The 25342-nt window shown below is 70.3% G+C and carries 24 protein-coding genes and 2 pseudogenes; 12 read left to right on the forward strand and 14 right to left on the reverse strand.

Annotated elements, in window-relative coordinates; translation table 11 throughout:
- Positions 1–36: 36 nt before the first annotated feature.
- The 3 genes from ACQEV1_RS03405 (at position 37) to ACQEV1_RS03415 (ending at position 2824) form a co-directional block, all read left to right on the forward strand.
- Positions 37–954: a hypothetical protein gene (locus tag ACQEV1_RS03405; RefSeq protein WP_433391028.1), complete on the forward strand. Its 918-nt coding sequence runs from the start codon at positions 37–39 to the stop codon at positions 952–954.
- Positions 955–1607: 653 nt separating this feature from the next.
- The gene (locus tag ACQEV1_RS03410; RefSeq protein WP_433391030.1) at positions 1608–1769 is read left to right on the forward strand and encodes a LamB/YcsF family protein; all 162 of its coding nucleotides are present in this window, start codon (positions 1608–1610) and stop codon (positions 1767–1769) included.
- Complete coding sequence (locus ACQEV1_RS03415) at positions 1766–2824, forward strand: tartrate dehydrogenase (protein WP_285635090.1); 1059 nt, start codon at positions 1766–1768, stop codon at positions 2822–2824. The genes ACQEV1_RS03410 and ACQEV1_RS03415 overlap by 4 nt, the downstream gene beginning before the upstream one ends.
- A 3-nt stretch (positions 2825–2827) precedes the next feature.
- Here ACQEV1_RS03415 and ACQEV1_RS03420 read toward each other — a convergent pair whose 3' ends face one another.
- Entirely contained in the window at positions 2828–3625 is a 798-nt protein-coding gene (locus ACQEV1_RS03420) for an SAM-dependent methyltransferase (RefSeq protein ID WP_433391033.1), read from the reverse strand.
- A gap of 71 nt (positions 3626–3696) precedes the next feature.
- On the opposite strand from ACQEV1_RS03420, the gene ACQEV1_RS03425 reads away from it, so the two are divergent.
- Positions 3697–4107: a helix-turn-helix domain-containing protein gene (locus ACQEV1_RS03425; protein WP_433391036.1), complete on the forward strand. Its 411-nt coding sequence runs from the start codon at positions 3697–3699 to the stop codon at positions 4105–4107.
- 45 nt (positions 4108–4152) lie between these two features.
- On the opposite strand, the gene ACQEV1_RS03430 is transcribed toward ACQEV1_RS03425, so the two are convergent.
- Positions 4153–4596, reverse strand: a complete 444-nt coding sequence (locus ACQEV1_RS03430; RefSeq protein WP_433391039.1) for an ATP-binding protein — start codon at positions 4594–4596, stop codon at positions 4153–4155.
- Positions 4597–4948: 352 nt separating this feature from the next.
- Here ACQEV1_RS03430 and ACQEV1_RS03435 point away from each other — a divergent pair, with 352 nt between their 5' ends.
- The 3 genes from ACQEV1_RS03435 (at position 4949) to ACQEV1_RS03445 (ending at position 6824) form a co-directional block, all read left to right on the forward strand.
- The gene (locus ACQEV1_RS03435) at positions 4949–5797 is read left to right on the forward strand and encodes a helix-turn-helix domain-containing protein (protein ID WP_285574575.1); all 849 of its coding nucleotides are present in this window, start codon (positions 4949–4951) and stop codon (positions 5795–5797) included.
- Between the two features lie 16 nt (positions 5798–5813).
- Positions 5814–5978 (forward strand): DUF397 domain-containing protein, encoded by a 165-nt coding sequence (locus ACQEV1_RS03440; RefSeq protein WP_285635102.1) that lies wholly within the window; start codon positions 5814–5816, stop codon positions 5976–5978.
- Positions 5979–6377: 399 nt separating this feature from the next.
- Entirely contained in the window at positions 6378–6824 is a 447-nt protein-coding gene (locus tag ACQEV1_RS03445) for a YbjN domain-containing protein (RefSeq protein WP_433391043.1), read from the forward strand.
- Positions 6825–6876: 52 nt separating this feature from the next.
- Here the strand turns inward: ACQEV1_RS03445 and ACQEV1_RS03450 are convergent, their stop codons facing one another.
- From ACQEV1_RS03450 to ACQEV1_RS03460, 3 genes are all read right to left on the reverse strand, one after another.
- Positions 6877–7764 (reverse strand): RNA polymerase sigma-70 factor, encoded by an 888-nt coding sequence (locus ACQEV1_RS03450; protein ID WP_433391045.1) that lies wholly within the window; start codon positions 7762–7764, stop codon positions 6877–6879.
- Positions 7765–7768: 4 nt separating this feature from the next.
- Positions 7769–8995 (reverse strand): NAD(P)/FAD-dependent oxidoreductase, encoded by a 1227-nt coding sequence (locus ACQEV1_RS03455; RefSeq protein ID WP_433391048.1) that lies wholly within the window; start codon positions 8993–8995, stop codon positions 7769–7771.
- Between the two features lie 119 nt (positions 8996–9114).
- A complete protein-coding gene (locus tag ACQEV1_RS03460) occupies positions 9115–9609 on the reverse strand; it encodes a GNAT family N-acetyltransferase (protein ID WP_285574588.1) in 495 nt (164 codons plus the stop codon).
- A gap of 189 nt (positions 9610–9798) precedes the next feature.
- Between ACQEV1_RS03460 and ACQEV1_RS03465 the strand changes: the two genes are divergently transcribed.
- Together ACQEV1_RS03465 and ACQEV1_RS03470 are read left to right on the forward strand one after the other, a co-directional pair.
- Entirely contained in the window at positions 9799–10413 is a 615-nt protein-coding gene (locus ACQEV1_RS03465; protein ID WP_433391051.1) for a DUF1349 domain-containing protein, read from the forward strand.
- Positions 10414–10550: 137 nt separating this feature from the next.
- Positions 10551–11942 (forward strand): alpha,alpha-trehalose-phosphate synthase (UDP-forming), encoded by a 1392-nt coding sequence (locus ACQEV1_RS03470; RefSeq protein ID WP_433391054.1) that lies wholly within the window; start codon positions 10551–10553, stop codon positions 11940–11942.
- 16 nt (positions 11943–11958) lie between these two features.
- On the opposite strand, the gene ACQEV1_RS03475 is transcribed toward ACQEV1_RS03470, so the two are convergent.
- From ACQEV1_RS03475 to ACQEV1_RS03485, 3 genes are all read right to left on the reverse strand, one after another.
- The gene (locus tag ACQEV1_RS03475; RefSeq protein ID WP_433391057.1) at positions 11959–12999 is read right to left on the reverse strand and encodes a hypothetical protein; all 1041 of its coding nucleotides are present in this window, start codon (positions 12997–12999) and stop codon (positions 11959–11961) included.
- An 84-nt stretch (positions 13000–13083) separates the two neighbouring features.
- Positions 13084–13215, reverse strand: coding sequence for a hypothetical protein (locus ACQEV1_RS03480; protein WP_285635164.1), 132 nt, complete (start codon positions 13213–13215; stop codon positions 13084–13086).
- A 61-nt stretch (positions 13216–13276) separates the two neighbouring features.
- On the reverse strand, positions 13277–16198 hold the full coding sequence (locus ACQEV1_RS03485; RefSeq protein ID WP_433391061.1) for an AfsR/SARP family transcriptional regulator: 2922 nt from the start codon (positions 16196–16198) through the stop codon (positions 13277–13279).
- A 114-nt stretch (positions 16199–16312) separates the two neighbouring features.
- Between ACQEV1_RS03485 and ACQEV1_RS03490 the strand changes: the two are divergent.
- Positions 16313–16441: pseudogene (locus ACQEV1_RS03490) on the forward strand (YbhB/YbcL family Raf kinase inhibitor-like protein); the annotation flags it as partial.
- Between the two features lie 6 nt (positions 16442–16447).
- Here the strand turns inward: ACQEV1_RS03490 and ACQEV1_RS03495 are convergent.
- The 5 genes from ACQEV1_RS03495 to ACQEV1_RS03515 form a co-directional block, all read right to left on the reverse strand.
- Positions 16448–16909 carry a pyridoxamine 5'-phosphate oxidase family protein gene (locus ACQEV1_RS03495; protein WP_433391064.1) on the reverse strand — a complete coding sequence of 154 codons (462 nt, stop codon included), beginning with the start codon at positions 16907–16909 and terminating at the stop codon, positions 16448–16450.
- Positions 16910–17094: 185 nt separating this feature from the next.
- Positions 17095–19602 (reverse strand): DUF3516 domain-containing protein, encoded by a 2508-nt coding sequence (locus ACQEV1_RS03500; RefSeq protein WP_433391067.1) that lies wholly within the window; start codon positions 19600–19602, stop codon positions 17095–17097.
- Positions 19603–19687: 85 nt separating this feature from the next.
- Entirely contained in the window at positions 19688–19783 is a 96-nt protein-coding gene (locus ACQEV1_RS03505; protein ID WP_433405837.1) for a DUF397 domain-containing protein, read from the reverse strand.
- Between the two features lie 70 nt (positions 19784–19853).
- Complete coding sequence (locus ACQEV1_RS03510) at positions 19854–20642, reverse strand: SDR family oxidoreductase (RefSeq protein ID WP_433391069.1); 789 nt, start codon at positions 20640–20642, stop codon at positions 19854–19856.
- Positions 20643–20678: 36 nt separating this feature from the next.
- Entirely contained in the window at positions 20679–21041 is a 363-nt protein-coding gene (locus ACQEV1_RS03515; protein WP_433391072.1) for a nuclear transport factor 2 family protein, read from the reverse strand.
- 78 nt (positions 21042–21119) lie between these two features.
- Here ACQEV1_RS03515 and ACQEV1_RS03520 point away from each other — a divergent pair, with 78 nt between their 5' ends.
- The gene (locus tag ACQEV1_RS03520) at positions 21120–21914 is read left to right on the forward strand and encodes a MerR family transcriptional regulator (RefSeq protein WP_433391075.1); all 795 of its coding nucleotides are present in this window, start codon (positions 21120–21122) and stop codon (positions 21912–21914) included.
- On the opposite strand, the pseudogene ACQEV1_RS03525 reads toward ACQEV1_RS03520, so the two are convergent.
- A pseudogene (locus tag ACQEV1_RS03525) lies at positions 21915–22103 on the reverse strand (transposase); the annotation flags it as partial.
- A 92-nt stretch (positions 22104–22195) separates the two neighbouring features.
- Here ACQEV1_RS03525 and ACQEV1_RS03530 point away from each other — a divergent pair.
- Positions 22196–25291, forward strand: a complete 3096-nt coding sequence (locus ACQEV1_RS03530) for a S41 family peptidase (RefSeq protein ID WP_433391078.1) — start codon at positions 22196–22198, stop codon at positions 25289–25291.
- Positions 25292–25342: the final 51 nt, after the last annotated feature.

Here is a 25342-nt window from a genome sequence, read left to right on the forward strand (position 1 = left end):
CGGGCAGATGGCCCGTTTTGGCGTAGCTTGTCTCCTATGTCATGGGAGATCCGTGAGGGCGAAGAACTGGTGAGGCAGGAGGTCCACCGCCGGTGCGGTGGTCAAACTCAGGGCGGCATTTCGACGCCCCGGAAGTCCGCGGATATCTTGCTCTTCGAAACTAAGGGAGGCCAGCAGTACGGCTATCGTGATGGTCCGCGGCCGGATGGCAGCTATGCCTACACAGGAGAAGGTAAAATAGGTGATCAGCGTTTTGTAAGAGGTAACGCAGCTCTGCTACGTCACAAAGAGGACGGCAAGTCGCTGCGGCTCTTTCAGGAGGTCAAGGGACCTCTAGTTCGTTACGTCGGTGAATATGCTATCGACAGCGAACGCCCCTTCCGGTTCGAAGACGGTCCCGATCTTCTGCTTAATATGCGCCGCGCCATCGTCTTTAGATTGCTTCCCGCTGGTGTGCTCGCGGCCACACCCGAGCCGACTCTGACGGTGAAGGACGTGGATCTAGACGCGCACAAGGCCGATACCTTCCTGGTCAACGGTGCCGGGTCAGTCACGGAGGCAGAGCGTCGAGAGTCTAAACTTGTTCGTCGCTATGCCGACTGGCTTGAGAGGCGAGGCCATAAGGTAATGCAGCGAACAATGAAGTCCGCCGCGCATGTGGCTCCTCTGCGCAGTGATCTACTCGACGTTACGGCGGATGAACTGATTGAAGCCAAATCGTCGGCGGCGCGGGTCTATATTAGGCTTGCGATCGGTCAGATCCTTGACTATGGCAGATATGCGCGAACCAAGCGCCGGGCGATTCTGCTTCCGGCGCGGCCCTCGGAGGATATGGCCGACCTACTCAAGGCGCTCGGCATTGCGTGCATCTATGATCGCGGCAAGGGGGAGTTCGAACGCATTGAGCCGGCGGCGGAATGTTGCGTCGGCTGTCCGGTCGCCGCGCCTGAGTAGATTGCCAGCGTAGATCTTCAGGCCTTGCGGATGGCGGTGAGGAAGCCGCTGAGGGACTTGCTCGGCGTCGGGCGGCCGTACGACTCGGCTACATCGGTCAGGTGGTGGACCTTCGTAACTCAGCCGTGAGCGTTCAGCCAACCGGCGGTGTCCTCGCCAAGGCAGCCCTTCAACAGTGACGCGTACTCGTGGATGTCCGTTCGGTCCCCTTCGGCGATTACCGAGGCGGCGTTGGTGCGTTCGAAGGAGATCCGGCTGCCCGCCGCCGACAGGACGCGACATTGGACGAGGCCGAACGGCAGTGGGCCGAAGACGCCGCCCGCCTGTACGACCAGGGCTGGAGATTCGCCAGGTTGCCGAGAAGTTCGACTGCGGCAATGGCGTCATGCGCCCGCATCCTCCGCACGCCCGTCGCCCTACGTAACCGAGGCGGAACCTGCACCGGCACCTACCGCGAGGACAGAACTTGGCTGTCAAGCGCGCCAGAGCCGTCTACATCCCTCACGGATGGCGTGCGGGGCCAGCGACGCCTTCGTGACCCGCGAGCGTCGGGCAACGTTCTGGCCTGCGGAAACTCTGGTGAAGAGGTGAGGCGGCAAGATATGGTGACTTGCCCCGGTCGCCGAGATGTGGGTCCCCCCAGGAGTGCAACCGTGACCTTGAAAATCAATACGGATTTGGGCGAGGGGCACGGGCGGTGGCGGCTCGGCTCCGGTGAGGAGCTCATCCCGCTCGCACCGACAGTGAACATCGCGTGTGGGGCGGGCGAGCCGCGGATCATGCACCGGGTGACCGCGCCGGCGGTGGTCGCGTGAGCGGCGTCGACGGGCACCTCGTCGCGGCGATTCCGGGTGACGGCATTGGCAAGGAGGTGCTGCCCGCGGCGCAGCGGGTGCTCGACGCGGTCGCCGCGCGGCACGATTTCGCGCTGAGCTGGTGCGAGTTGCCGTGGAGCTGCTCCTGGTACACCGAGCACGGCGCGATGATGCCGCCGGACGGCATTGACCGGCTCCGTGAGACGGACGCGATCTTCCTCGGCGCGGTCGGTTCGCCCAGTGTGCCTGACCACATCTCGCTGTGGGGGCTGCTCATCCCGATTCGGCGGGCGTTCGACCAGTACGTGAACATCCGGCCGGTGCGGCTGCTGCCCGGTCTGGCCAGCCGGCTGCGCGGGTGTGAGGCGTTCGACGTGGCGATCGTGCGGGAGAACACCGAGGGGGAGTACTCCGACGTCGGCGGGCGGTTCGCGACCCCGGCCGGCGACGTGGCCGTACAAGAGTCGATCTTCACGCGGCGCGGGTGTGAGCGGCTGCTGCGGTACGCCTTCGACCTGGCGCGCCAGCGCGGTGGAGCGCTGGTCTCGGCCACCAAGTCGAACGGGATCATGCACACGATGCCGTTCTGGGACGAGGTCACCGCCGAGGTGGCGGCCTCGTACCCGGACGTGAAGTGGCAGCGGATGCACGTCGACGCCCTCACCGCGCGGTTCATCACCCATCCGGAGGACCTCGACGTCGTCGTGGGCTCGAACCTGTTCGGTGACATCCTCGGCAACATCGCCGCGGCCGTGTCCGGATCGCTGGGCGTGGCCCCGTCGGCCAACCTGGATCCCACCGGGCGGAACCCCTCGATGTTCGAGCCGGTGCACGGCTCGGCCCCGGACATCGCGGGGCGTGGGGTGGCCAACCCGATCGCGCAGGTGTGGTGCGGCGCGTTGATGCTCGACCACCTCGGGCGGGAGAAGGCGGCGGCCGACGTCCTGACCGCGATCGAGACGGTCACCGCCGACCCGGCCCTGCGTACCCGCGACCTCGGCGGCAGGGCGACCACCAAGGACGTGACGTCCGCTCTGGTCGACGCCCTGCCGTGAAGGTCAGCGGGTGGCGGTGAGGAACCCGCTCAGGGAGGAGCTCGGCGCGGGCCGGCCGTACGAGGCGGCCACATCGGCCAGCTCATGTACCTCGGTCTGCCAGCCGTCGCCGGCAAGCCGGCCGGCGGTGTCGCCGACGCCGCCCTGCCACAGATCGGCGTACTCCTCGATGCCGCCGCGGTCCTCTTCGGCGATGACCGAGGCGGCGTTGTTGCGCTCTAGGGAAATCCGGCTGCCGGGGGCCGACAGCGCGCCGACGCGGCTCAGCACCCGGTCGGCGTCCTCTGGGCTGAGGTAGACCAGCAGGCCCTCGACCAGCCACGCCGTGGGCGCCGACGCGTCGAAGCCGGCGTCGGTCAGCCGTCGGGGCCAGTCCTCGCGCAGGTCGACCGGTACGGCGGTGCGTGCGCAGCGGGGCTCGGCCCCCGCACCGGCCAGCACCCGGTCCTTGAAGGCGAGCACCTCCGGCAGGTCCAGCTCGTACAGCGTGACTGCGGGCGGCCACGGCAGGCGGTACGCGCGCGTGTCCAGGCCGGCGGCCGGCAGCACGACCTGGCGGCAGCCGCTGTCGCAGGCGGCGAGCAGGAAGTCGTCGTAGAAGCGGGTGCGGATGATGACGTGGAAGGCCAGCCGGGCCCGTGCCGGAGAGAGAGGCGCCCGGCCACCGGAACCGCCGGCGGCGACGAACTCCGCGGCGTACGGGTCGTCGAACAGCCGGTCCGGGCGGCGGCTCTCCCACGCCCGTGCGCGTGCCACCCCCAGCGACGTGCCGCCGACACCGTTCAGCGGTGAGGCATCCATGGTCCCGCTCCTCTCGACCGCGCCAGGATACATCGGCACCGATGCATCTGCGCCGATATACCCTCGACGGTATGGACGGCGTGCGGATGCACCGGTTGGGCAAGCGGCTGATCGACCTGTCCCGGGAGGTCACGACCTCCGCGGGTGACGCGGCGCTGACGCCTGCCGAGGTCGCGGTGATCGAAGACGTGTTGAAGCATCCGGGCAGTGCGGTGAGCGAGATCAAGGTACGGACAGGCTTCGCGCAGAGTCACGTCTCCGAGTCGGTGGCGCGGCTGAAGGAGCGCGGGCTGATCGAGACGCCGCCGGACGCGGCGGACCGGCGGCGTACTCGGGTCTGGCTGAGTGAGGCGGCGCGGCGGGCGGTGCTCGCGAGGGCGGGGCGGTCGGCGGACGCGGTGATCGTGCGCGTCGTCGAGGATCAGGTACGGGCCGCGCGGGTGACGGCGCTGCTCGACGAGCTCGCCGAGTTGCTGCTCTAGAACACCCGCAGCGAGGGGCGCGGGAAAGGGACGCGGCCCCGGGGTCTACAGGGCGGAGTCGGAGGTGAGGACGGCCGCCGGGTGCAGGTCGTCGCCGAAGACCTCGCACGGGCTGATCGACGACACCAGTACGGCGTGGGCTCGGGTCAGGAAGGTGGCGGTGAAGGTGCGTCCGCGGCGGTCGCCGGTCCAGTGCCACTCGGACGCTACGGCCTCGACGGTCTGCAGGCCGCGGCCGCACTCGGCCAGGTCGCCCAGGTCGGGGACGCGGGGCACCTTGTGGCTGCCCTCATCCGTCAGTGACACCGACGCGCCGTCGTGCCAGCGGCGGACCTCCAGGGTGTAGTGGCCTCCCGGCCGGGCCGAGGCGGTATGTCGTAGGGCGTTGGCGGCGAACTCGCTCACCACCAGGACGACGTCGTCCACGCGCGGCAGGTCGGCCAGGAGAAAACCGGCGAATTCGCGCGCTTGGCGTACGTGCTCGGCCAAGCCGGGAAAGGATCGGCGCCATATGAGTACGCGATCGTCCGGATACTCCTCCATGGCGACCCTTTCTCGGTCTGGTCAGGAACCGCGACCCTGGACTCGGCTCTCCCCAAGCGGAGCCCAGAGTCGCGGCTCCGCGGAGCGGCCAGGAGGAACGTCCTCCTTGCCGCGGTCTGCGGGCTGCGCCGGTGCGCCTCGGCGTGCTCGACTGACGTCGATCACCGGGCGGTCACGCCGGCCCGCCCAGCCCTTGGTGGATAACTTGGATATTGAAGCGTTCTGTAGTCGTGCGATTACACTCTGGCCCAGAATGATGATCCAGTGCAAGTGATTCAGCGCATTATGTGAGGAAGCAATGCCGTACACCCCCACGGTCCGCGGGCGGCAGCTCGCGCGAGAGCTTCGTCACCTGCGGGAACAGGCTGGAATGACCGGCGAGCAGGTGGCGGCGAACATGAGCTGGGAGCAATCGAAAATCAGCCGCATGGAGACCGCGAAGATGCGGATCACCTCCGGCGAGGTCATGGAGCTGTGCGAGACGTACGGCGTCGATGGCGACAAGCGCGAGCAGCTCGTGCTGCTCGCCCGCAGCGCCCGCCAGCGCGACTGGTGGCGCGAGTACAGCGACAAGGTCAAGAAGGGCTTCATCGACTTCCTGGCGTTCGAGGCCGAGGCTCGCACCTCCTGTGGCTACGAGGCTCAGGTGATCCCCGGCATCCTTCAGTGCCCCGAGTACGCCCGCGCGATCCTGCTCGGCGCCCAGTCGCGCCCGACCGATGAGGTCGACGCCGGCGTCGAGGTGCGCATGGCGCGGCAGAAGCGCGTGACCGAGTCCAAGAACCCACTGCACGTTTGGGCGGTGATCGACGAGGCCGTTCTCAACCGTGTCGTCGAACACCCCTCGGTGATGGTCAAGCAGTTGGAGCACCTGCTCTACCTCGGTGAACTCGGGAATGTGTCGCTCCAAGTGCTCCCATACCGGGCCGGAATTCATGCCGCGATTGATGGACCTTTTGTTCTATTGACCTTCGACGGCTATCCGGACCTGCTATACATCGAACACCTGGTGGGGTGTGTCTATCTGGAGAAGCCCGCCGACACAGAGCAAGGGCGCCTCATTTTCGACCATCTCCGCTCGGCCGCGGTCAACACCGGTGACTCTGCGGCGTTGATTCGCGAGAAGGTGAAGGAACTCTCACGATAAGAAGGGTGTTCGCGACATGACGAACCCACGGCCTGCGTCCTCGTGGCGCAAGAGCAGCCACAGCGGCAACGGCGGCAACTGCGTCGAGACCAAGGTCACGTGGCAGAAGAGCAGCCGCAGTGGTAACGGTGGCAACTGCGTCGAGGTGGCGCGCATCGAGCTGACCGCCGCGGACGCCTGACCTGCCACGCCGTAGCGCATGACAGCTAATTTAGGGGTACGCCCCGCCGTGGGGCATGGCCGATCCGACCGATCGGAGCTCCAGGCGCCACCGGGGCGTACCGTCGCTTCCGAAGCCCGCTCGACCGCGGGATTCGCAATCCCCTCATCGACCGCGAGCGCCACTCGTTGTGCCCCCGATAAACGCACATCGCGACTTATGTCCCGTTCGACGCTACAACGGCATATTTCGCCCCGAGTGACGATGGATCGTCCGGAGCTTTCCCGGCATAGCCCGGGGCTTTTCCACAGATAGCGCGGTGCGGGCACGACACTGCTTTACGTGCGGCACAATCTCATTGCCGTCAGCAGAAGGGGAGCGAGAACAGTGGGAGACGAGCCTCCGAGTCCGGCGTCTGAAATGCCCCAGTCGGGTGTCATTAGGCCCGATCTCGACCGTATTGAGCGGATTCTTGAGCGACTTCAGGTCGCCAGCGTACGTGACACGCGCGGGCGTCTCGCGACGCGATGGCAGTGCTACAGCCTCTTCTTCACCTTCGACGGAGACGGCGAGGTCTACGCCGCCCGCACCATCTACGACCGCTTCTTCACCGTGGACGACAAGCCCGCCCTCCGGGCCGTCCTCGACGAGTGGAACCGCGACACCGTCGGCCTGAAGGTCTACACCGCCACCGACGACGACGGCACGGTCATCATCGTGAGCGAGGCGACGACGCACATCGGCGGCGGCGTGACGAGCGAGCAGTTCGCCGCCACGACGACGGCCTGGCTCAACGCGGCCGGCTCCTTCCACCTGTGGCTCGGCCCGCGCCTGTCCCTCGCCGGCCTTCCGGGCGACCCCGTCTGACCAGCGCCTCCGTCTGACCAGCGGCTCCGCCTGGCGGGTCGGCGTGTGTCCTTCAGGCCATGCCGTGCCCGGCGCGTAGGCCGTGGAGTTTGTCCGGGTTGACCTGGAACCAAAGGTTGTGCAGCCGGCCGTCGGCGATGTCGAAGGTGAGAGCGGCGACGGGGACGCCCTCGATGGTGCACAACAAGCCCAGCTCGCCGTTGATGACAGTGGGCTCCGGGACGATACCGGCCGATTCGGGCTTGGCCAGGACACCGAGAATCCAGCGAGAGACCTGGCTCGCCCCGTGCAGGGGCCGGATGGCGGCGGTGACCTTGCCTCCGCCGTCGGTCCAGGCGGTCACGTCGGGCGCGAGCAGTTCCATGACCGCGTTCAGGTCGCCGCCCGCGCAGGCCGCGATGAACCGCGCGGTGACCTTCTCCCGCTCGGCACGGTCGGTGTCGAAGCGGGGGCGGCGGTCCCGGACGTGCTCGCGGGCGCGGCGGGCGATCTGGCGGATGGTCGGTTCGGGGCGGTCGAGTGTGTCGGCGATCTCACCGTGGGAGTAGCCGAAGACCTCGCGGAGCAGGAAGACCGCGCGTTCGACGGGGCTGAGGGTCTCCAGCACGACCAGCATCGCGGTGGAGACGGTGTCGGCCTTTTCGGCGTCCGCGGCGGCATCGGGCGAGGTGAGCAGCGGCTCGGGCAGCCATGGGCCGACGTAGGTCTCGCGGGTCGCCCGGGTGGAGGTGAGCCGGTTCAGCGACAGGTTGGTGACCGCTCGCACCAGATAGGCCCTGGGGTTGCGGATCGTGGCGCGGTCCGTCGAGTTCCAGGCCAGCCACGCGTCCTGGAGGACGTCTTCGGCGTCGGTGACGCTGCCCAGCATGCGGTAGGCGGTGGCGAACAGCAGCCGCCGATGCTCGATGTACGGATCCGAATCGGGCGTCGCGTCGGTCATCGGCTCATACTTCCAAACCGGACGATGAGCCCGGCGTCCCGAACAGCGTGCGTCGGGCCCGGTCGCGGGTGGCGCGGCCGCCCTTGAAGAATGTGACGCTGACGTTCATGCGCCTGCTGAGCCGGTACACCTTGACCGGGCTGGCGCTGACGGTCTCCTTGTACCGGACGGCGACGCGGCCTTTGAGGTAGGCGCGGCGCGGGGTGTCGTCCGCGTGGGTGAACTGGATGACGGCGTCACGCCGGCCGAGGCTGACGGGCTGGTGGACGTAGCCGAACCGGAACGGCCTGACCGGCCTGCCGCGCAGCAGCCGGGCGATCGTGTCGGCGGTGTACTGGGCGGTGGGCAGGCCGCTCTGGCAGGTGCCGTGGATCCGTCCCCAGGGCAACCGGACCGCGGCGGCGTCACCGACGGCGTGCACGCCGGGGTGGGACACCGAACGCAGCGTCGCGTCGACCAGGATCAGGCCGCGCTCGTCCACGGCGATCCCGGCGTCGGCGGCGAGCGAGGACGCGGTGACGCCGGCCGTCCACAGGCACGCGTCCGAGGGGAGGACCTCGCCGGTCTCCAGCTCGACGGCGTCGGGCAGCACCTTGGTGACCCGCGCGCCCACCTTGACGGTGACGCCGAGGCGGTCGAGCGCCCGGTGCAGGTGGGCGCGTGCCTTGGCGCCCATCATCGCGCCCGGCTCATCGAGGCCGACCAGCGTGACGTTCAGGCCGGGATGGGCTTCGGCGATCTCCGTCGCCGCCTCGACGCCGGTCAGGCCGCTGCCGCAGACCGTGACACTGCCGCCGGTCGCGGCGAGCTCGCCGAGCCAGGTGGCGAAGGAGACGGCGGTCCGCGGGCTGTCGAGCGTGAAGGCGTGGGCGTCGGCGCCGGGCACCCGGCTGGTGTCGGCCGAACTGCCCAGGGCGTACACCAGGGTGTCGTAGTCCAGCGTCGTCGCGCCGTCGTCGACCACCACCGTGCGGCCGTCGGGGTCGATGGCGGTGGCCGTGCCCCGTACGAAGGAGACGCCGGTGCCGGCGAGCAGGTCGGGAATGCGGTGGTCGGCCAGGTGCCGCCCGGCGGCGAGCTGGTGCATCCGCAGCCGCTCGGTGAACCGTTCCGAGGGGTTGACCAGGGTGATTCGTGCATCGGCGCGCCGAGTCCGGCGGGCCAGGCGGATCGCGGTCATCATGCCCGTGTAGCCGGCGCCTAGGACGACGACGCGGTGGTCGTTCTCCATTGCTTTACCCTCCCGAGCCGTGGGTCACCGTGGTGCCGGTGACGCCCATGGGACAAACGGCTCGGCGCCGACGTGACACCTCCGCGATGTGACGCCCACCACATGCCCGCCGGCGACGGTCATGGCCGGGTGAGGGTGTCCTTTCCGGCGGCGGTCAGGGCGTCGCCGGTCAGGCGGTACACCGTCCAGCCGTCCTTCGGCGCGGCGCCCAGCGACTCGTAGAAGCCGATCGACGGCTCGTTCCAGTCCAGCACCGACCACTCCAGCCGGGAGTAGCCCTTCCGGACGCACTCCTCGGCCAGTGCCGTCAGCAGTGCGCGGCCCAGGCCCGTACCCCGATGGTTCGGGCGGACGAACAGGTCCTCCAGGTAGATGCCGTGCGCCCCGTCGAAGGTCGAGAAGTTCAGGAACCACAGCGTGAAGCCGACGATCTCCCCGTCCGCCTCCGCCACGTGCCCGAACAGTGCCGGTTCCGGGGCGAACAGGGCGGAGTGCAGCTGGGCCGGGGTCATCGTGCACTCGTCGGACAGCCGTTCGTACTCGGCCAGGGCGTGCACCAACGCCACCACGGCCTCGACGTCGGCCTCCCGCACCCGGCGAACACGAGGATCCACTTCGACGACTCCCTTCGAGGGACCGCGGGTCCCGCCCGTACCAGCGAAGGCTAGCCGCCGCCCCGGCATGCCCCGTCCGGGACGTGACCCCCATGACCCGCGACAAAGTTCACTATGTACGGACCGCCTGTTCGCGCCGTATTTTTGGAGCGTTCCCGAACGCTGTTCCCGTACGCGAAGGAGACGGGTGTGACGCACGCAGCGGAGCAGGTCGGAATTCCGCGCATTCCCGTGTCTCTGCGGTGGGACGGGAGAGCCGCGGGCTCCTATCTTCCGCAGGACGACGGCCTCGTGATCGGCGCCAGGCCGGGCACGGACCTGTTCGTCAGCCCGCAGCGCACCGGCGAGGTGCTCGACGCTCCGAAACTGCTCGCGCACGCGCAGGGCGACTTCCTGCTCAGCGCCCGCGTGTCGGTGGGGCACTGCCGGTCGCACGACGCCGGCGGGCTGCTCGTGTGGCTCAACGACCGCGCGTGGGCCAAGCTGGGCCTGGAGATGTCCGCGCAGAACGAGCCCGAGACCGTCTCCGTCGTCACCCGCGGAGCCTCCGACCGCGCCAGCGGTTTCGTCGTGACCGGCGACCACGTCTGGCTCCGCGTCGCCCGCGTCGACTCCGCGTACGCCTTCCACGCCTCGCTCGACGGGCGGTACTGGCGGCTGATCCGCCACTTCGCCCTGTACGCCTCCGGCGCCCCGTCGTACGGCTTCTTCGCCCAGTCGCCCGTCGGGGACGGCTGTTCGGCGACCTTCGACCAGATCACCTTCGAGCCGAGGAGGTTGGCCCAGCTGATCGACGGGTCCTGAGCCGGGACCGCGCCTGGGTTCCTGTGGCCGTCGGGTGACGTCTCGATGGCCACAGGAGGGCGTCAGCATGACCATCGCCACATAAATCGCCCATCAGGGTCAAGACCCGATATTTGGGGGAAGTATGGGGCGTGGATGTGTCCAAGAAGAGTGAGTTCGTCGTTGTCGCCAACCGTCTACCGGTCGATCGGGTCACTGACGGTGACGGCACGGCTTCGTGGCGGCGCAGCCCCGGTGGGCTGGTCACCGCCATCGTTCCGGTCATGCAGCGTCGCGAGGGAGCCTGGGTCGGCTGGCATGGCGCCCCGGATGAGGACCTCGAGCCGTTCGAGGCCGAAGGGCTGTCCCTGATCCCCGTACGCCTGTCGGCGCGGGACGTCGAGCACTACTACGAGGGCTTCTCCAACGCGACGCTCTGGCCGCTGTATCACGACGTGATCGCGCAGCCGGTCTACCGGCGGAGCCTGTGGGAGGTCTACGAGCGGGTCAACCGGAGGTTCGCCCGCGCCGCCGCCGACGTCGCGGCCGAGGGCGCGATCGTCTGGGTGCAGGACTACCAGCTCCAGCTCGTCCCTCAGATGCTGCGCGAGCTCCGCCCCGACCTGCGCATCGGCTTCTTCCTGCACATCCCGTTCCCGCCGATGGAGCTGTTCCAGCAGCTGCCCTGGCGGCGCGACATCCTGTACGGCCTCCTGGGCGCCGACCTCGTCGGCTTCCAGAGCCGCGACGCGGCCTCCAACTTCGTCCGGCTGTGCCGCCGCTTCCTCGACCTGAAGACGCAGGGCCACGAGGTGGCGATCGCGGACCGCGTCGTACGCGCCGACCACTTTCCCATCTCGGTGGACGCGAACGAGCTCATCACCCTGGCCGCCGACCCGGACGTGCAGGAACGTGCGGTCCAGATCCGCGAGGACCTCGGCAACCCGGCGTCGTTGCTGCTGGGCGTCGACCGCCTCGACTACACCAAGGGCATCCAGCAGCGGCTGCAGGCGTTCACCGAGCTGTTCGAGGACGAGCGGCTCAAGAGCGGTGACGCGGTGTTCGTGCAGGTCGCGACGCCGAGCCGGGAGCGCGTCCGGGAGTACCGGATCCTGCGCGACGACATCGAGCAGCAGGTCGGCCGCGCCAACGGCCTGTACTCCGAACTGGGCGCACCGATCATCAACTACATGCACACGTCCTACACCCGCAAGGAGCTGGTCGCGCTCTACCTGGCGGCGGACGTGATGGTGGTGACGCCGCTGCGGGACGGCATGAACCTCGTGGCCAAGGAGTACGTCGCCTGCCGGTCCGACCTCAAGGGCGCCCTGCTGCTCAGCGAGTTCGCCGGCGCGGCCCAGGAGCTGCACCGCGCCTTCCTGGTCAACCCGTACGACATCGGCGGCACGAAGAACCGCATGTGGGAGGCCATGCACGCGAGCCCGGCGGAACGCGCTCGCCGGATGCGGTCGATGCGCAAACGGGTGATCGAGCACGACGTCGACCTGTGGGCCAAGCAGTTCCTGGACGCCCTGGAGGACGGCCACTGAGCACGAGCGGCGGCGATCAGCCGGTCGGGCGCGTCGTCGCCGGCCTGACCCGCTGCCACCAAGCCTGGAGGCTCGCCGGGTCGTGCGCCGCCTCGACGAAGAGCGAGGCCGGCATCTGCGGGAAGCGACGCCCCGGGTTCCACGACCGCTCGTACGGCGGCGGGTCGAGGACCACGACACGGGTGCCGCCGACCTCGGGGATGTCGGCCGGGACGCCTTCGTTCCAGATCCACTCGCCGTCGACGTCGACGAGGTTCCACTGGCCGGTCACCGCCGGCGTGCCGGGCGGCACGTCCTGGTCGAGGGATGAGGCCACCCAGCGCGGGTCGGGGGCCTGGCCGGGCAGGCGGTCCGGCCGGATGAGCTCGCCGGCGAGCAGGGTGTGCAGCTGGAAGTTGTCGCCGATCCCGCCGATGACGACCGTCCAGCCGCGTCCGCTGGCCCGGTCGAGCACGAGCAGGCGCTCACCGTCCAGGACCCGCAGCAGGTCGCGGACGTAGGTGAGCTGACCGCAGTGATCCTCGGCCCGGTCCACCGCGGCCGCCAGCGTCTCCCGGTCGGGCACGGAGGCCCGCACCATCGGGGACACCGACAGCACCGTGGACGCCGCCAGCGCGAACCTCGGCAGCGACCACCACGCCTCCATCGCCGGTCCGGCGCCGTCGCCGAGCCCGGGCCGTACGACGTCCCAGACCTCGCGGGAGGGCTGGTGCTCGGCCGGGTCCGGCGGTTCGCCGCCCGCGGCCTTCGCCCAGGCGTCGGCGAAGGTCAACGCGCCGGTCGTCACCTCGAGCAGACGGCCCATCACCGCGGTGCCCGGCGCGTCCGCGTCGGCCCCGTTCTCCACGATCATGCCGCTCATCACGGCGAGCGAGGCGGCGTAGTCCAGGGGCGCCTCGGCGACGCCCTGGGCCAGCAGCCGGACCCCCGCGGTGAGCTCCGCCACGGGGACCACGGTGGCCGCCTGATGCACCTTGCGGAGGAGTCTCCCGAAGGCCCGCTCGTCGTCCCGGTCGATGGCGGCGCGCGTCAGCTCCGCGCACGTCTGCTCGAACATGTGGTCACTTTTGCACAGATGTCACCCGGCTGAGGAACGGGCGCGGCCGCTCCGGAAGACCACGCCCGTTCCGGGTGTCATCGGCTACTCGCCGTCCTCGTCGGACGTCTTCTCGGGGACGATGTGCGGGTTCATGCTGTCCGGCTGGACGAGGCCGTCCTTGTCGTCGTCGGTCGTCGGGGTGGTCTCGTCGGTGGTGTTGGGCTGGTCGGCCATTGTTCCGGGCCTTTCTTCGGAAATGATGGCGGGAGCCTAGTGACGCCGGATCAACATCTGATCAACGTGGCGCGGGCGCGCGGTCGAGCAGGGCGCGAACGTCGTCGGCGGCCGGGGCGTCGAGGGCCTGGAAGACGGCGAGCGCCTGCTCCCAGCAGGTACGCCCGTCGTCCGGGCGGCCGTCGGCGGTGAGCGCGCGGCCGAGGACTTCGAGGGCGCGTCCCTCGCCGAACCGCTGGCCGATCTCCCGGGCGATGGCCAGGGCCTCCTCGGCGTGGGCGACCGCCTCGACGGGGCGGCCGGCCCGCAGGTGGCTCTCGGCCAGCCGGTACAGCGTGTGGTGCTCGCGCAGGCGCAGCCCGGTGGAACGGAAGACGGCCAGGCAGTCGAGGTAGTGCGGGATCGCCTCTTCCGGCCGTCCCATCCCGTCGAGGATCGCCCCCAGGAACTGCATCGCCTTGGCCGCACCCACCGCGCTGCCCAGCGCGCGGAACAGCTCCAGGCTCCGCTCCGCCGTGTCGAGTGCCTCCTTGTCGCGGTGCAGCTCGGCGGCTGCGCGTGCCACGTTGCTGAGGCAGTCCGCCTCGCATTCGGTGGAGCCCAGGTCGGCGAAGGCGTCGGCCGCGCGCTGGAAGAACGCGAACGCGTCCTCGTACCGGCGATGTTCGAAGGTGACGACGCCGACGCCGTTGAGCGCCTCGGCCCATATGTGGCCGTCGCCGGAGGCCTCGGCCAGCTCGACCGTGCTCCGGAGGCTCGCCTCGGATTCGTCCAGCCGGAACGCCGCGTGGAGGATGAGGCCGAGCATGTAGCCGGCCCGGCCACGGCTGCGGGCGTCGTTCTTCTCCAGCGCGGCGGTGACCACGAGCCGTGCCGTCTGCTCGAACTCCCACAGGTGGGTGCCGGACATGATGAGCGGTTCGAGGCTGAGCAGCAGGTCGGCGGCGATGGCCAGGTCGGGGGCATCGCCGCGGGTGGCCTCGGCGATCACGGCGCACAGGTTCGCGGTCTCGCCGCCGAGCCAGGCCAGTGCCTCCCCGGCGGTGGCGAACTCGGTGCCGCGGGTCTCCGGCGTGCTCAGCCGCTCGCCGTCGCCGGACTCGGCGGTCAGGTAGGCGTTGCGGGCGGAGGCGAAGTAGAAGTCGAGCATCCGGTGCGGCGCGTCGGCCCGCGCGACCTCGGAGTCGTACTTCTCGGCCTGGCGGCGGGCGAAGAGCCGGAGCAGGTCGTGGTAGCGGTAGCGGCCCGGCGCGGGGGTCTCCAGCAGGCTCGCGTCGACCAGCGACTCCAGCAGGTCCTCCGTGGCCGTCACCGGCAGGCCGAGGACGGCCGCCGCCGCGTGCAGGGGCACGTCGTGCATGTCCGGCAGGGCCAGCAGCCGGAACGCGCGCGCCTGCTCGTCGTAGAGCTGGCCGTACCCGAGCTCGAACGTCGCCGAGACGGTGTGGTTGCCGACCCGCATCTCGTCGAGCCGCCGCCTCTCGTCCGTGAGGCGTTCGGCGATCGTCGCCATCGACCAGCTCCGCCGCGACGCCAGCCGCGAGCCCACGATCCGTACGGCGAGGGGCAGATGCCCGCAGGCCGCCGCGACCTCGGCCGCGATCTCCCGTTCGTCCTCGACCCGCTGCTCGCCGGCGATGCGGCCGAACAATGTGATCGCCTCGTCGGTGACCAGGCCGTCCAGGTCGACGGTACGGGCGGCGGGCACGCCGGCGAGCCGGGACCGGCTGGTCACGATCACCGCGCAGCCGGGCGAGCCGGGCAGCAGCGGGCGCACCTGGTCGGCGTCGCGCGCGTCGTCCAGCAGCACGAGCATCCGCCGGTCGGCCAGGCGGCTGCGTAGCAGCGCCGACCGCTCCTCCAGCCCGGCCGGCACGTCCTTGTCGGGGGTGCCGAGCGCGCGCAGGAACGCGCCGAGCACCGCCTCGGGCCCGGCCGGGTCGGGACCCGCGCCGCGCAGCTCGGCGAACAGCTGGCCGTCGGGGTACTGCGGCCGGACCGCGTGACCCACGTGGACGGCGAGGGTCGTCTTGCCGATGCCGCCGATGCCGGCCACCGTCACGACCGGCATCGCGGTACGGTCCGCCTCGGCGAGCACGCCGGTCAGCTCGCCGACGATGGCCGCGCGTCCGGTGAAGTCGGCGACGTCCGCCGGGAGCTGCGCGGGCACCGGCAGCGGACGCGCCGGCTCCACGGGACGTACGGGCTGCTTCTCGGCCAGGGAGGCGTCGCCGGCCAGCACCTTGGCGTGCAGCTCGGTCAGCTCGGGTCCGGGGTCGATGCCCAGCTCATCGACGAGCACCCGGCGCGTGTCGGCGTACACGGCGAGCGCCTCGGCCTGCCGCCCGCACCGGTACAGCGCGAGCATGAGCAGCCCGCGCAGGCGCTCGCGCAGCGGGTGCGCGATGGTCAGCTCGGTCAGGTCGGCCACCGACTTCGCCGCGCGACCCCGCTCCAGGTCGATGGCGTACCGGGTCTCCAGCGCGGTGAGCCGCTGCTCCTCCAGGTGCACGCGCTGCGCCTCGGCCCAGTCGCCGTGGATGCCGCACAGCGGCTCGCCGTCCCAGACCTCCAGCGCCGAGTGCAGGGCGTCCGCGGCCTGGTCGAGGTCGCCCGCCCGCCGCGCCTCCTCGGCGGCGGACAGCCCGTCCTCGAACACGCTGAGGTCGAGCGCGGCCCGCGGCAGCCGCAGGGCGTACCCGCCGGCCTCCGAGACCATCAGCGTCGCCTTCTGCCGCGCCGCGCGCTCGGGCTCCAGCACGGCGCGCAGCCGTGAGGCGTACGTGCGCAGGGCGGTCATCGCGCGTACCGGCGGCTCCTCGCCCCACAGCGCGTCGACCAGCTCCTCGGCGGTCGCCGTACGGCCACGCCGCAGCAGCAGGACGGCCAGTACGGCTCGCTGCTGGGGCGTGCCGAGGTCGAGTTCGGTGTCGTGCCGCCATGCGCGGACCGGGCCCAGAACCGCGAAGCGAAGCCCGTGCATACCCGTTCCTCAGGGGAGCCGAAACAAGATTGTTTCCCGAGAATACGGACTTACGGGTCGCGGGACATCCGTGAGATCCACGACATTCGGCGTCCCCGCCGCCGTCGCCGAGCTCCCGAGGGCGCCTTCCAACGACCCAACGACGCCCGCGTGGCATGCTTCATCGGCGCCGCCCCACCGGCCGGGCACGGCTCTCACCGCTACTTCGTCGTGGTGCACGCCCTCGACGTCGAGTCCAAGGGACGGCCGCTATTCCAGCCACGTCCCGTCGCGCATGATGACTCTGCCGCGTAGTTCCGGCTCTCCGCGCCAGGCGCGCACACTCTTCGGCACCACGCGCACATACAGGAAGGAATCTTCCTCCGCACGCGGGTCCCACCCGAACTTGGCGGCGAAGGACTCCGCCGCGTCTCCGGGCACATCCTGGTCCAGGAAGCACTCCGCCTCGCCCTGGAGAAGCACCACGTCGAAGGTGTCCGGCAGCGCCAGGCGCACGCGCGGCTCCTCGCGGACGTTCCGCGCCGTCGCGGAAGTGGCACTGGTGCACATCCACACCGCTCGCCCGTCCCACAAGAACCACAACGGCACCTGGTGCGGGCCATGATCAGGATGTGCTGTCGACACCCATACATCCCGCTCGGTGACAAGCCGTTCCAGAGTGTCGCGCCTACGCTCCGCCACCTGACGGCGAACGATCCCCGTCGTCTGCATGAGCGCCGACCTTAGCCAGCAGACTCAGAACGCGCATGAGGCGATGGACCTACTCCCGGCGACCGATCCCCCTCCCGGCGACCGATCCCCCGCCCGCCCAGGGGGGTCCATCCCATTCACATTGTCCAACGCCGCGCACCGTCGCAGAAAGGCGTGCGGAGCGGTTGTGGATAACTTCCGGGGCGTCAGAGGCGGTCGACCGAGGCCACGTGGATGACGGCGCGGCCCTCGTCGTCCGAGGCGCGCAGGTCGACCTCGGCGCTGATGCCCCAGTCGTGGTGGCCCGCCGGGTCGTCGAAGACCTGGCGTACCCGCCACAGCTCGGGCTCCTGTTCGATCTGCAGCAGCTTCGGGCCGCGGGCGTCGGGGCCGGTCTGGATCTCGTCGTGCTCCTCGAAGTACGCGTCCAGGGCGTCCGCCCAGCGGTCGGCGTCCCAGCCGTCCGCCGCGTCCAGCTCGCCCAGGTCCTCGTAGCGCTCCAGCGCGGCGAGTTCGACCCGGCGGAACATCGCGTTGCGGACCAGGACGCGGAACGCGCGCTCGTTGGCGGTGACGGCCTTCGGGGTCTCCTCGAGCTGGATCTGGGGCTCCGCCGAGGGGTTCTGGAGCTGCTCCCACTCGTCGAGGAGGCTGGAGTCGACCTGGCGGACCAGCTCGCCGAGCCACTCGATGAGGTCGTGCAGATCCTCGGTCTTCACCGAGTCGGGCACGGTCTGCTGGAGCGCCTTGTAGGCGCTCGCGAGGTAGCGCAGCACGATGCCCTCGGCGCGGGCGAGCTGGTAGTTCGCGACGTACTCGGTGAAGGTCATCGCCTGCTCGTACATGTCGCGGACGACCGACTTCGGCTGGAGCGGATGGTCGGCGACCCAGGGATGCCCGCTGCGGTAGACGTCGTACGCGCCGTAGAGCGTGTCCTCCAGCGGCTTGGGGTACGTGACGTCCTGGAGGAGCTCCATCCGCTCCTCGTACTCCACGCCGTCGGCCTTCATCTGCGCGACCGCCTCGGCCTTGGCCTTGTTCTCCTGGGCGGCGAGGATCTGGCGCGGGTTCTCCAGGATCGACTCGATCACCGACAGCACGTCCAGCGCGTACGACGGCGAGGCCGGGTCGAGCAGCTCGAACGCGGCCAGGGCGAACGTCGACAGCGGCTGGTTGAGGGCGAAGTCCTCCTGCAGGTCGACGGTCAGGCGGGCGTACCGGCCCTCGGCGTCGGGCTCCTCCAGCTGTTCCACGACACCGCCGGCCAGCAGGCTCCGGTAGATCGCGATCGCCTGGGAGATGTGCTTGCGCTGGCGGGCGCGGTCCTCGTGGTTGTCGGTGAGCAGCTTCTTCATCGCCTGGAACGCGTTGCCGGGCCGGCCGATGACGCTCAGCAGCATCGCGTGGCTGACCTGGAACCGCGACTGCAGCGGCTCCGGCTCGGCGGCGACGAGCTTGTTGAACACGTCCTCGTCCCAGCTCACGAACCCCTCGGGCGCCTTCTTCCGTACGACCTTGCGCCGCTTCTTGGGGTCGTCGCCCGCCTTGGCGAGGGCCTTCTCGTTCTCCACGACGTGCTCGGGCGCCTGCACGACGACGAACCCGACCACGTCGAAGCCGGCCCGGCCGGCCCGCCCGGCGATCTGGTGGAACTCCCGTGCCCGCAGGCGGCGCACCCGGCTGCCGTCGTACTTGCTGAGCGCGGTGAACAGCACCGTGCGGATCGGGACGTTGACGCCCACGCCGAGGGTGTCGGTGCCACAGATGACCTTGAGCAGTCCGGCCTGGGCGAGGCGTTCGACGAGGCGGCGGTACTTCGGCAGCATCCCGGCGTGGTGGATGCCGATGCCGTGCCGTACGAGCCGCGACAGCGTCTGGCCGAACTTCGTGGTGAACCGGAAGTTGCCGATCAGCGCCGCGATCTCGTCCTTCTCCGCGCGGGTCGCGACGTTGATGCTGGTCAGCGCCTGGGCGCGCTCGGCCGCCGCGGCCTGGGTGAAGTGGACGATGTAGACGGGGGCCTTCTGGTCCTCCAGGAGCTCCTCGATCGTCTCGTGCAGCGGCGTGACCCGGTACTCGTACTTCAACGGCACCGGCCGGGTCACCGAGGTGACGACGGCGGTGGGCCGTCCGGTGCGCCGGGTCAGGTCCTCCTCGAACCGCGAGACGTCGCCCAGCGTCGCCGACATCAGCAGGAACTGGGCCTGGGGGAGTTCGAGCAGCGGGATCTGCCACGCCCAGCCGCGGTCCGGCTCGGCGTAGAAGTGGAACTCATCCATCACGACCTGGCCGATGTCGGCGTCGGCGCCGTCGCGCAGCGCGATGCTCGCCAGCACCTCGGCGGTGCAGCAGATGATCGGCGCGTCGGCGTTGACGCTCGCGTCGCCGGTCATCATGCCGACGTTCTCGCTGCCGAACATGGCGATCAGGTCGAAGAACTTCTCCGAGACCAGCGCCTTGATCGGCGCGGTGTAGAAGGTGACCTGGTCGCGGGCCAGCGCGGCGAAGTGCGCGCCCGCCGCGACCAGGCTCTTGCCGGAGCCGGTCGGGGTGTTGAGGATGACGTTCGAGCCGGAGACGACCTCGATGAGCGCCTCCTCCTGCGCCGGGTACAGCGTGATGCCACGCTCGCCGACCCATTCGTTGAAGGCGTCGAAGACGGCGTCGGGCTCGGGGGCGGCGGGCAGGCGGTCGATGAGGCGCACGTATTCCATCTTGCCCCTCATGCGGAGTGCCCGGTCCGCCCGCCACGACTTCGGGCCCCGGCACGTCGCGCCGGGGCCCGAGGGTGGATTCTGCTCAGTCGCGTTCGTACGTGGCGACCTCGACGCTCTGGCCACCATTGTTGGTGCTGCGGGAGGACTTTCGCCAGGTCAGGTCATTGAAGTTCGCCAGCGTGAAGGACGCTCCCGCGAAACCCGCGCTCTTTCGCTGTCATGCGTTCTCCTCGGAGCCGGTGCCTGGCTCAGACGGTCGGGACGGTGCCGCCGTCGATCACGTATTCGGCGCCTACGATTGCCGATGCGCGGTCCGAGACCAGGAACCCGACCAGGTCCGCGATCTCCTCAGTGTTCGCGAATCGTCCCAGGGGTACTCCTCCGAGCGAGTCGTAGATGGTCTGCTTGGCTGCTTCACGTGTGAGTCCGTTGCCCTCGGCGATCCGGTCCACGAATCTTTCGTAGGCGTCGGTCTCGATTCCGCCGGGGCTGATTGCGTTGACCCGTACGCCGCGCGGCGCGAGCTCATTGGCAAGTCCCTTGCTGTATGTGCGCAGCGCGGCCTTCGCTGCTGCGTAAGCCAAGGACGCGTCGTATTGGGGCAGTTCACGCTGGATTGAGGTGAAGTGCAGCACCACGCCCGACCCGGACGCGATCATTGCCGGGAGAAGAGCTCGATCTAGCCGTACCGCTCCAAGGAGGTTGAGGTTCAGCTCGGTGAGCCACTGGTCATCGGTGATGACCGCGAATCCACCAGACGGCGTCGACGCCCCTCCGACTACGTGCACCAGGATGTCGAGTGCGCCGCCGGCCTCTGCGATTCGATCGGCCACGGCGTTGGTGCCTTCTACCGTCAACATGTCCGCTTCGATGAATCGGTCAGGGCGCTCGTACCCGTCGGGCATCGTTCGCGCCGTCACGTAGACGTCGGCACCCATCTCTCGCAGTCTCTCTGCAACGGCCTTGCCCGAGCCCTTCGAACCGCCCGTGACCAGCGCCCGGCGACCGTCGAGACGATCGCGATCCGAACTAGACATTTCTCTCCACTGAAGATCGAGGTGACGCGGGTTCGGTCAGGCTGAGTGGTCGGCGATGACGAGTTCGGCGACGAGGTCATCTCGCAGCGCGAACCGATAGTCGAGCTCGGCGACGCCACCCGGGAAGGTGCCCTCGAGCCGCACGGTCACCACCCAGTGGGCGTCATCGATGCGGCGAGCGCCGATCTGCTCGGTCGTGTACTCGAACTCGGACCCGGCGTCCCGCAGGAACGCCTGGGCCTCCTCTCGGCCGCGGAAGGTCTCGCCCTGGTCGACGACCACCGCATCCTCGGCGAGGAACGACGAGGCGGTGTCGGCGTCGCGGACGACGTGGGCGGCGAAGAACTCGCGCACGGTGGTCGGGAGCAGATCGGACGGGAGATCGGTGTGCTGTGTCATGAGCCCACCGTGTGACCTCACGGCGCGGGAGGGTCAAGCCGTGGACTCTCCCCCAGAGGGAGCGTTCAGAATGAGGAGATGTTGACCATCGGGGAGTTCTCGCGGCTGACCCACTTGAGCGTGCGGACACTGCGTCGGTATCACGAGGCGGCCTTGCTGGAACCCGCCGTGGTGGACGAGACCACCGGTTACCGCTACTACGGCGTCGACCAAATCCCGACCGCGCAGGTCATCCACCGGCTCCGCGAGCTGGACGTCCCCCTGAGCGATGTGCAGCGGATCCTGCGGACCCCCGACCCCGGTGTCCGGGCGGCCCTGGTCGCGGACCACCTGCAACGCCTCGAGGACGTGCTCGACCGCACCCGGGCCGCAGTCGTGTCGCTGCGCCGCCTGCTCCGGCCCGACCCCGCGCCGATCGACGTCGAGCTGCGTGCGGAGCCCGCCCGGACGGTCGCGGCGGTGGAGGCCGTAGTCGGGCATCGCGACGTCGCGACCTGGTACGCAGGCGCGATGGCCGAATTGGAGGCGGCCGTCGGCGCCGCCGTGACCGGACCGCCGGGCGGCAGCTACGACAACGCCCTTTTCGAGCAGGAGCGCGGTCACGCGGTCGTCTACCTGCCGACCGCTGCGCCACCTCGCACCGGACGCGTGCACCCCGCGCTTCTGCCGGCCGCGGAACTGGCCGTCACCACCCACGTCGGCGAGCACGACGGCATCGAGGTCACGTACGGCGAACTCGGGACCTGGGTGGTGGAGAACGCGATGTCGGTGGCCGGGCCGGTGCGGGAGGTCTACGTTGTCGGCCCTCGTGACACAAGCGATCCCGCTGCGTGGCGCACCGAGATCGGCTGGCCGGTCTTTCGTGTCACCTGAGGCGGCATAGGCCAAGAACGTGCCGATCTGACAGTTCTCCGTCCGGCCCGTGGTATCGGAGTACTGCCGCTGCACCCCGGCCGAGCGGGTGCCCTTCTTCAGAAACCCGGTGTCATCGACGATCAGTACCCCGTCGCGGTCACCCAGGTGCTCCACCACGTAGCCCCGCAGATCGTCCCGGACACCGGTACGCCATCGCGCGGCAACGCTTAACATCGACGCCCGTGACTGCGTCTGGATATTTGCGTTATCCACATGTCCGGGGCGATCTGCTGACCTTCGTGGCCGAAGACGACGTCTGGATCGCCCCGCTGTCCGGCGGGCGCGCCTGGCGCCTGTCCGCCGACGAGGTTCCGGTCGATCACCCGAGGTTCTCGCCCGACGGGCGGTGGGTGGCCTGGACCAGCAGGCGGGACGGTGATCCGGAGGTCCACGTGGCCCCGGCCGAAGGGGGCGAGAGCCGCCGGCTCACCTATTGGGGCGCTCCCGGAACGCAGGTGTGCGGCTGGACCCCCGACGGGCGGATCCTCGCGGTGACCTCGTGGCGGCAGCCGTTCTATCACCAGACCCACGCGTACGCGGTGCCGGTGGACGGCGAGCCCGCCGAGCCGATGGGCTGGGGGCCGGTGGGCGCCGCCGACGTCGCACCCGATGGGGCCGTGGCCCTGGTCACGGTCGCCGGGCAGGAGCCGGCCGCGTGGAAGCGCTACCGGGGCGGTGCGACCGGGAGGCTGTGGGTACGGGCGGACGACGGGTTCCGGCGCGTTCTGGCCGACCTCGACGGCAATCTCGACTGCCCGGTGTGGTTCGCCGGCCGGCCGGCGTTCCTGTCCGACCACGAGGGGACCGGGCGCCTGTACTCCGTCGCGCCCGACGGCACGGATCTGCGGCGGCACTCCGCGGCCACGGACTTCTACGCTCGTCACGCCGCCGGCGACGGCGATCGGGTGGTCTACCAGGCCGCCGGGGACCTGTGGCTGGTGGACGGCCTCGACGCCGAACCGGTCCGCCTGGACGTACGCCTCGCCGGGCCGCGTACGGCGCGGCATCCGCACGCGGTCTCGCCGCGCGTTCGGGACCTGTCCTGCGACCACACCGGGCGGGCCAGCGCCGTGGAGGTACACGGCGGCGTGCACTGGATCACCCATCGCGACGGGCCGGCGCGTGCCCTGGCCGCGGCCCCCGGCGTACGGGCCCGGCTGCCGCGGGTGCTGGGCGAGACCGGCGAGGTCGTGTGGGTCATCGACTCGAGCGACGGGGACGCCCTGGAGATCGCCGCGGCGGCCGGTGAGGAACAGCCGGCCGCGCGGAGGCGGCTGGCGGCCGGGCGGCTCGGCCGGGTCGAGGAGCTCGCGGCGGCGCCGGACGGAGGCACGCTGGCGGTGGCCGCGCACGACGGGCGGCTGCTGCTGGTCGACGTCGCCTCCGGCGAGGTGCGCGAGCTCGCCTCGAACGAGCACGGCTCGGCCGAGGACCTGACGTTCTCGCCCGACTCCGCCTGGCTCGCCTGGACGCACGCGGGCGCCGAACGGCTGTCGCGGATCCGGCTGGCCCGGGTCGCGGACGGCACGATCGCCGATGTGACGGACGGCCGGTTCGCCGACAGCGAGCCGGTGTTCACCACCGACGGGGCGCACCTGGTGTTCCTCTCCTGGCGCGGGTTCGACCCGGTCTTCGACCCGCACTTCTTCGACCTGTCCTTCCCGTTCGGCTGCCGGCCCTATCTGGTGCCCCTGGACGCGGCGGCGCCGTCGCCGTTCGAGCCCACACCGGAGGGCCGGCCACCGGCCGCGGGCAGCGACGACGACAAGGAGGAGGACACCTCGGCCACGGTGTCGCTCGACGGCATCGCGGCACGGGTCGTGCCCGTTCCGGTGTCCGACGCGCGCTACTCCGACCTGAGGGCGGTCAAGGGCGGCCTGGTGTGGCTGCGCCGGCCGCTCACCGGGATGCTCGGCGAGGGCGGCGGCGGTCAGGACGACGACAGCCGGCCCAAGAACATGCTCGAACGCTACGACCTGGCCAAACGGACCTGCGAGGAGATCACGACCGGCGCCGACCGGCTGAGCGTCAGCGGCGACGGCAAGCGCATGGTGATCATCGCCGAGGGTGACCTGCGGGTGCTGGCGACCGACGGGTCCGACGACGGGGAGGGCGCCGACGCCAAGGTCGACCTGTCCCGGCTGCGCGTCACCGCCGATCCGGCCGTGGAGTGGCGCCACGCGTACGACGAGGCGGGCCAGGTCATGCGCGACTACTACTGGTCGCAGGACATGAACGGGGTCGACTGGGACGGGGCGCTGGCGCGCTACCGGCCGCTGCTGGACCGGATCGCGACCCCGGACGACTTCGCCGACCTGCTGAGGGACCTCCTCGGCGAACTCGGCTCCTCCCACGCCTACGTGTACGGCCGCCGGCGCGCGACCGGTCAGTGGCTGGGACTGCTCGGGGCCGACCTGGAGCGCGACGACGACCGGCTGTGGCGTGTGACCCGGATACTGCCGGCCGAGACCTCCGACCCGGACGCCCGTTCCCCGCTCGCGGCGCCGGGCACCCAGGTGCGGCCCGGCGACGCCGTCGTGGCGGTGAACGGCCGGCCGGTGGACGGCCTGACCGGGCCGGGGCCGCTGCTCACCGGCTCGTACGACACGCTCACCGAGCTGACCATCGCGCCCGGAGCCGGGGGACCGGTACGGCGGATCGTCGTACGGCCGCTGTTCACCGACCGGCGGCTGCGCTACCAGGCCTGGGTCGCCGAGCAGCGGGCACGCGTCCGCGAGCTGGGCGGCGCCCGGCTCGGTTACCTCCACATCCCGGACATGGACGGCATGGGCTGGGCGCAGTTCCACCGTGACCTGCGCAGCGAGATCGCCCAGGAGGGGCTCGTCGTCGACGTCCGCGGCAACCGGGGCGGGATGGTCTCCGAACTCGTCGTGGAGAAGCTCGCCCGGCGCGTCGTGGGCTGGGACGTGGGCCGTCACCGCAGCCCGGTGAGCTACCCCCGCGACGCGCCGCGCGGCCCGGTCGTCGTCCTCGCCGACGAGCACACCTGCTCCGACGGCGACGTCCTCACCGCGGCGGTCCGCGCCCTCGGGCTGGGCACGGTGGTCGGCACGCGTACGTGGGGCGGCGTGATCGGCATCGACGGCGCCCACGGGCTGATGGACGGCACGGGGATCACGGTGCCGCGCCATGCCACCTGGTTCGACGGCCACGGCTGGGACGTGGAGAACCGGGGCGTCGCGCCGGACGTCGAGGTGGTGATGGGCCCGGACGACTGGGCGGCGGGCCGGGACCCGCAGCTGGAGACCGCCGTACGGATCGCCCTGGAACGCCTCGCCGAGCACCCGGCCGCCATGCCACCGCCTCGTCCCTGACGGCAGAGGGCCCTTCGTGGTATTCGATACTCACGGCGCCGCCGCCGTCGT

The organism is Actinoallomurus sp. CA-142502, assembly GCF_050936355.1.
Lineage (GTDB): Bacteria > Actinomycetota > Actinomycetes > Streptosporangiales > Streptosporangiaceae > Actinoallomurus > Actinoallomurus iriomotensis.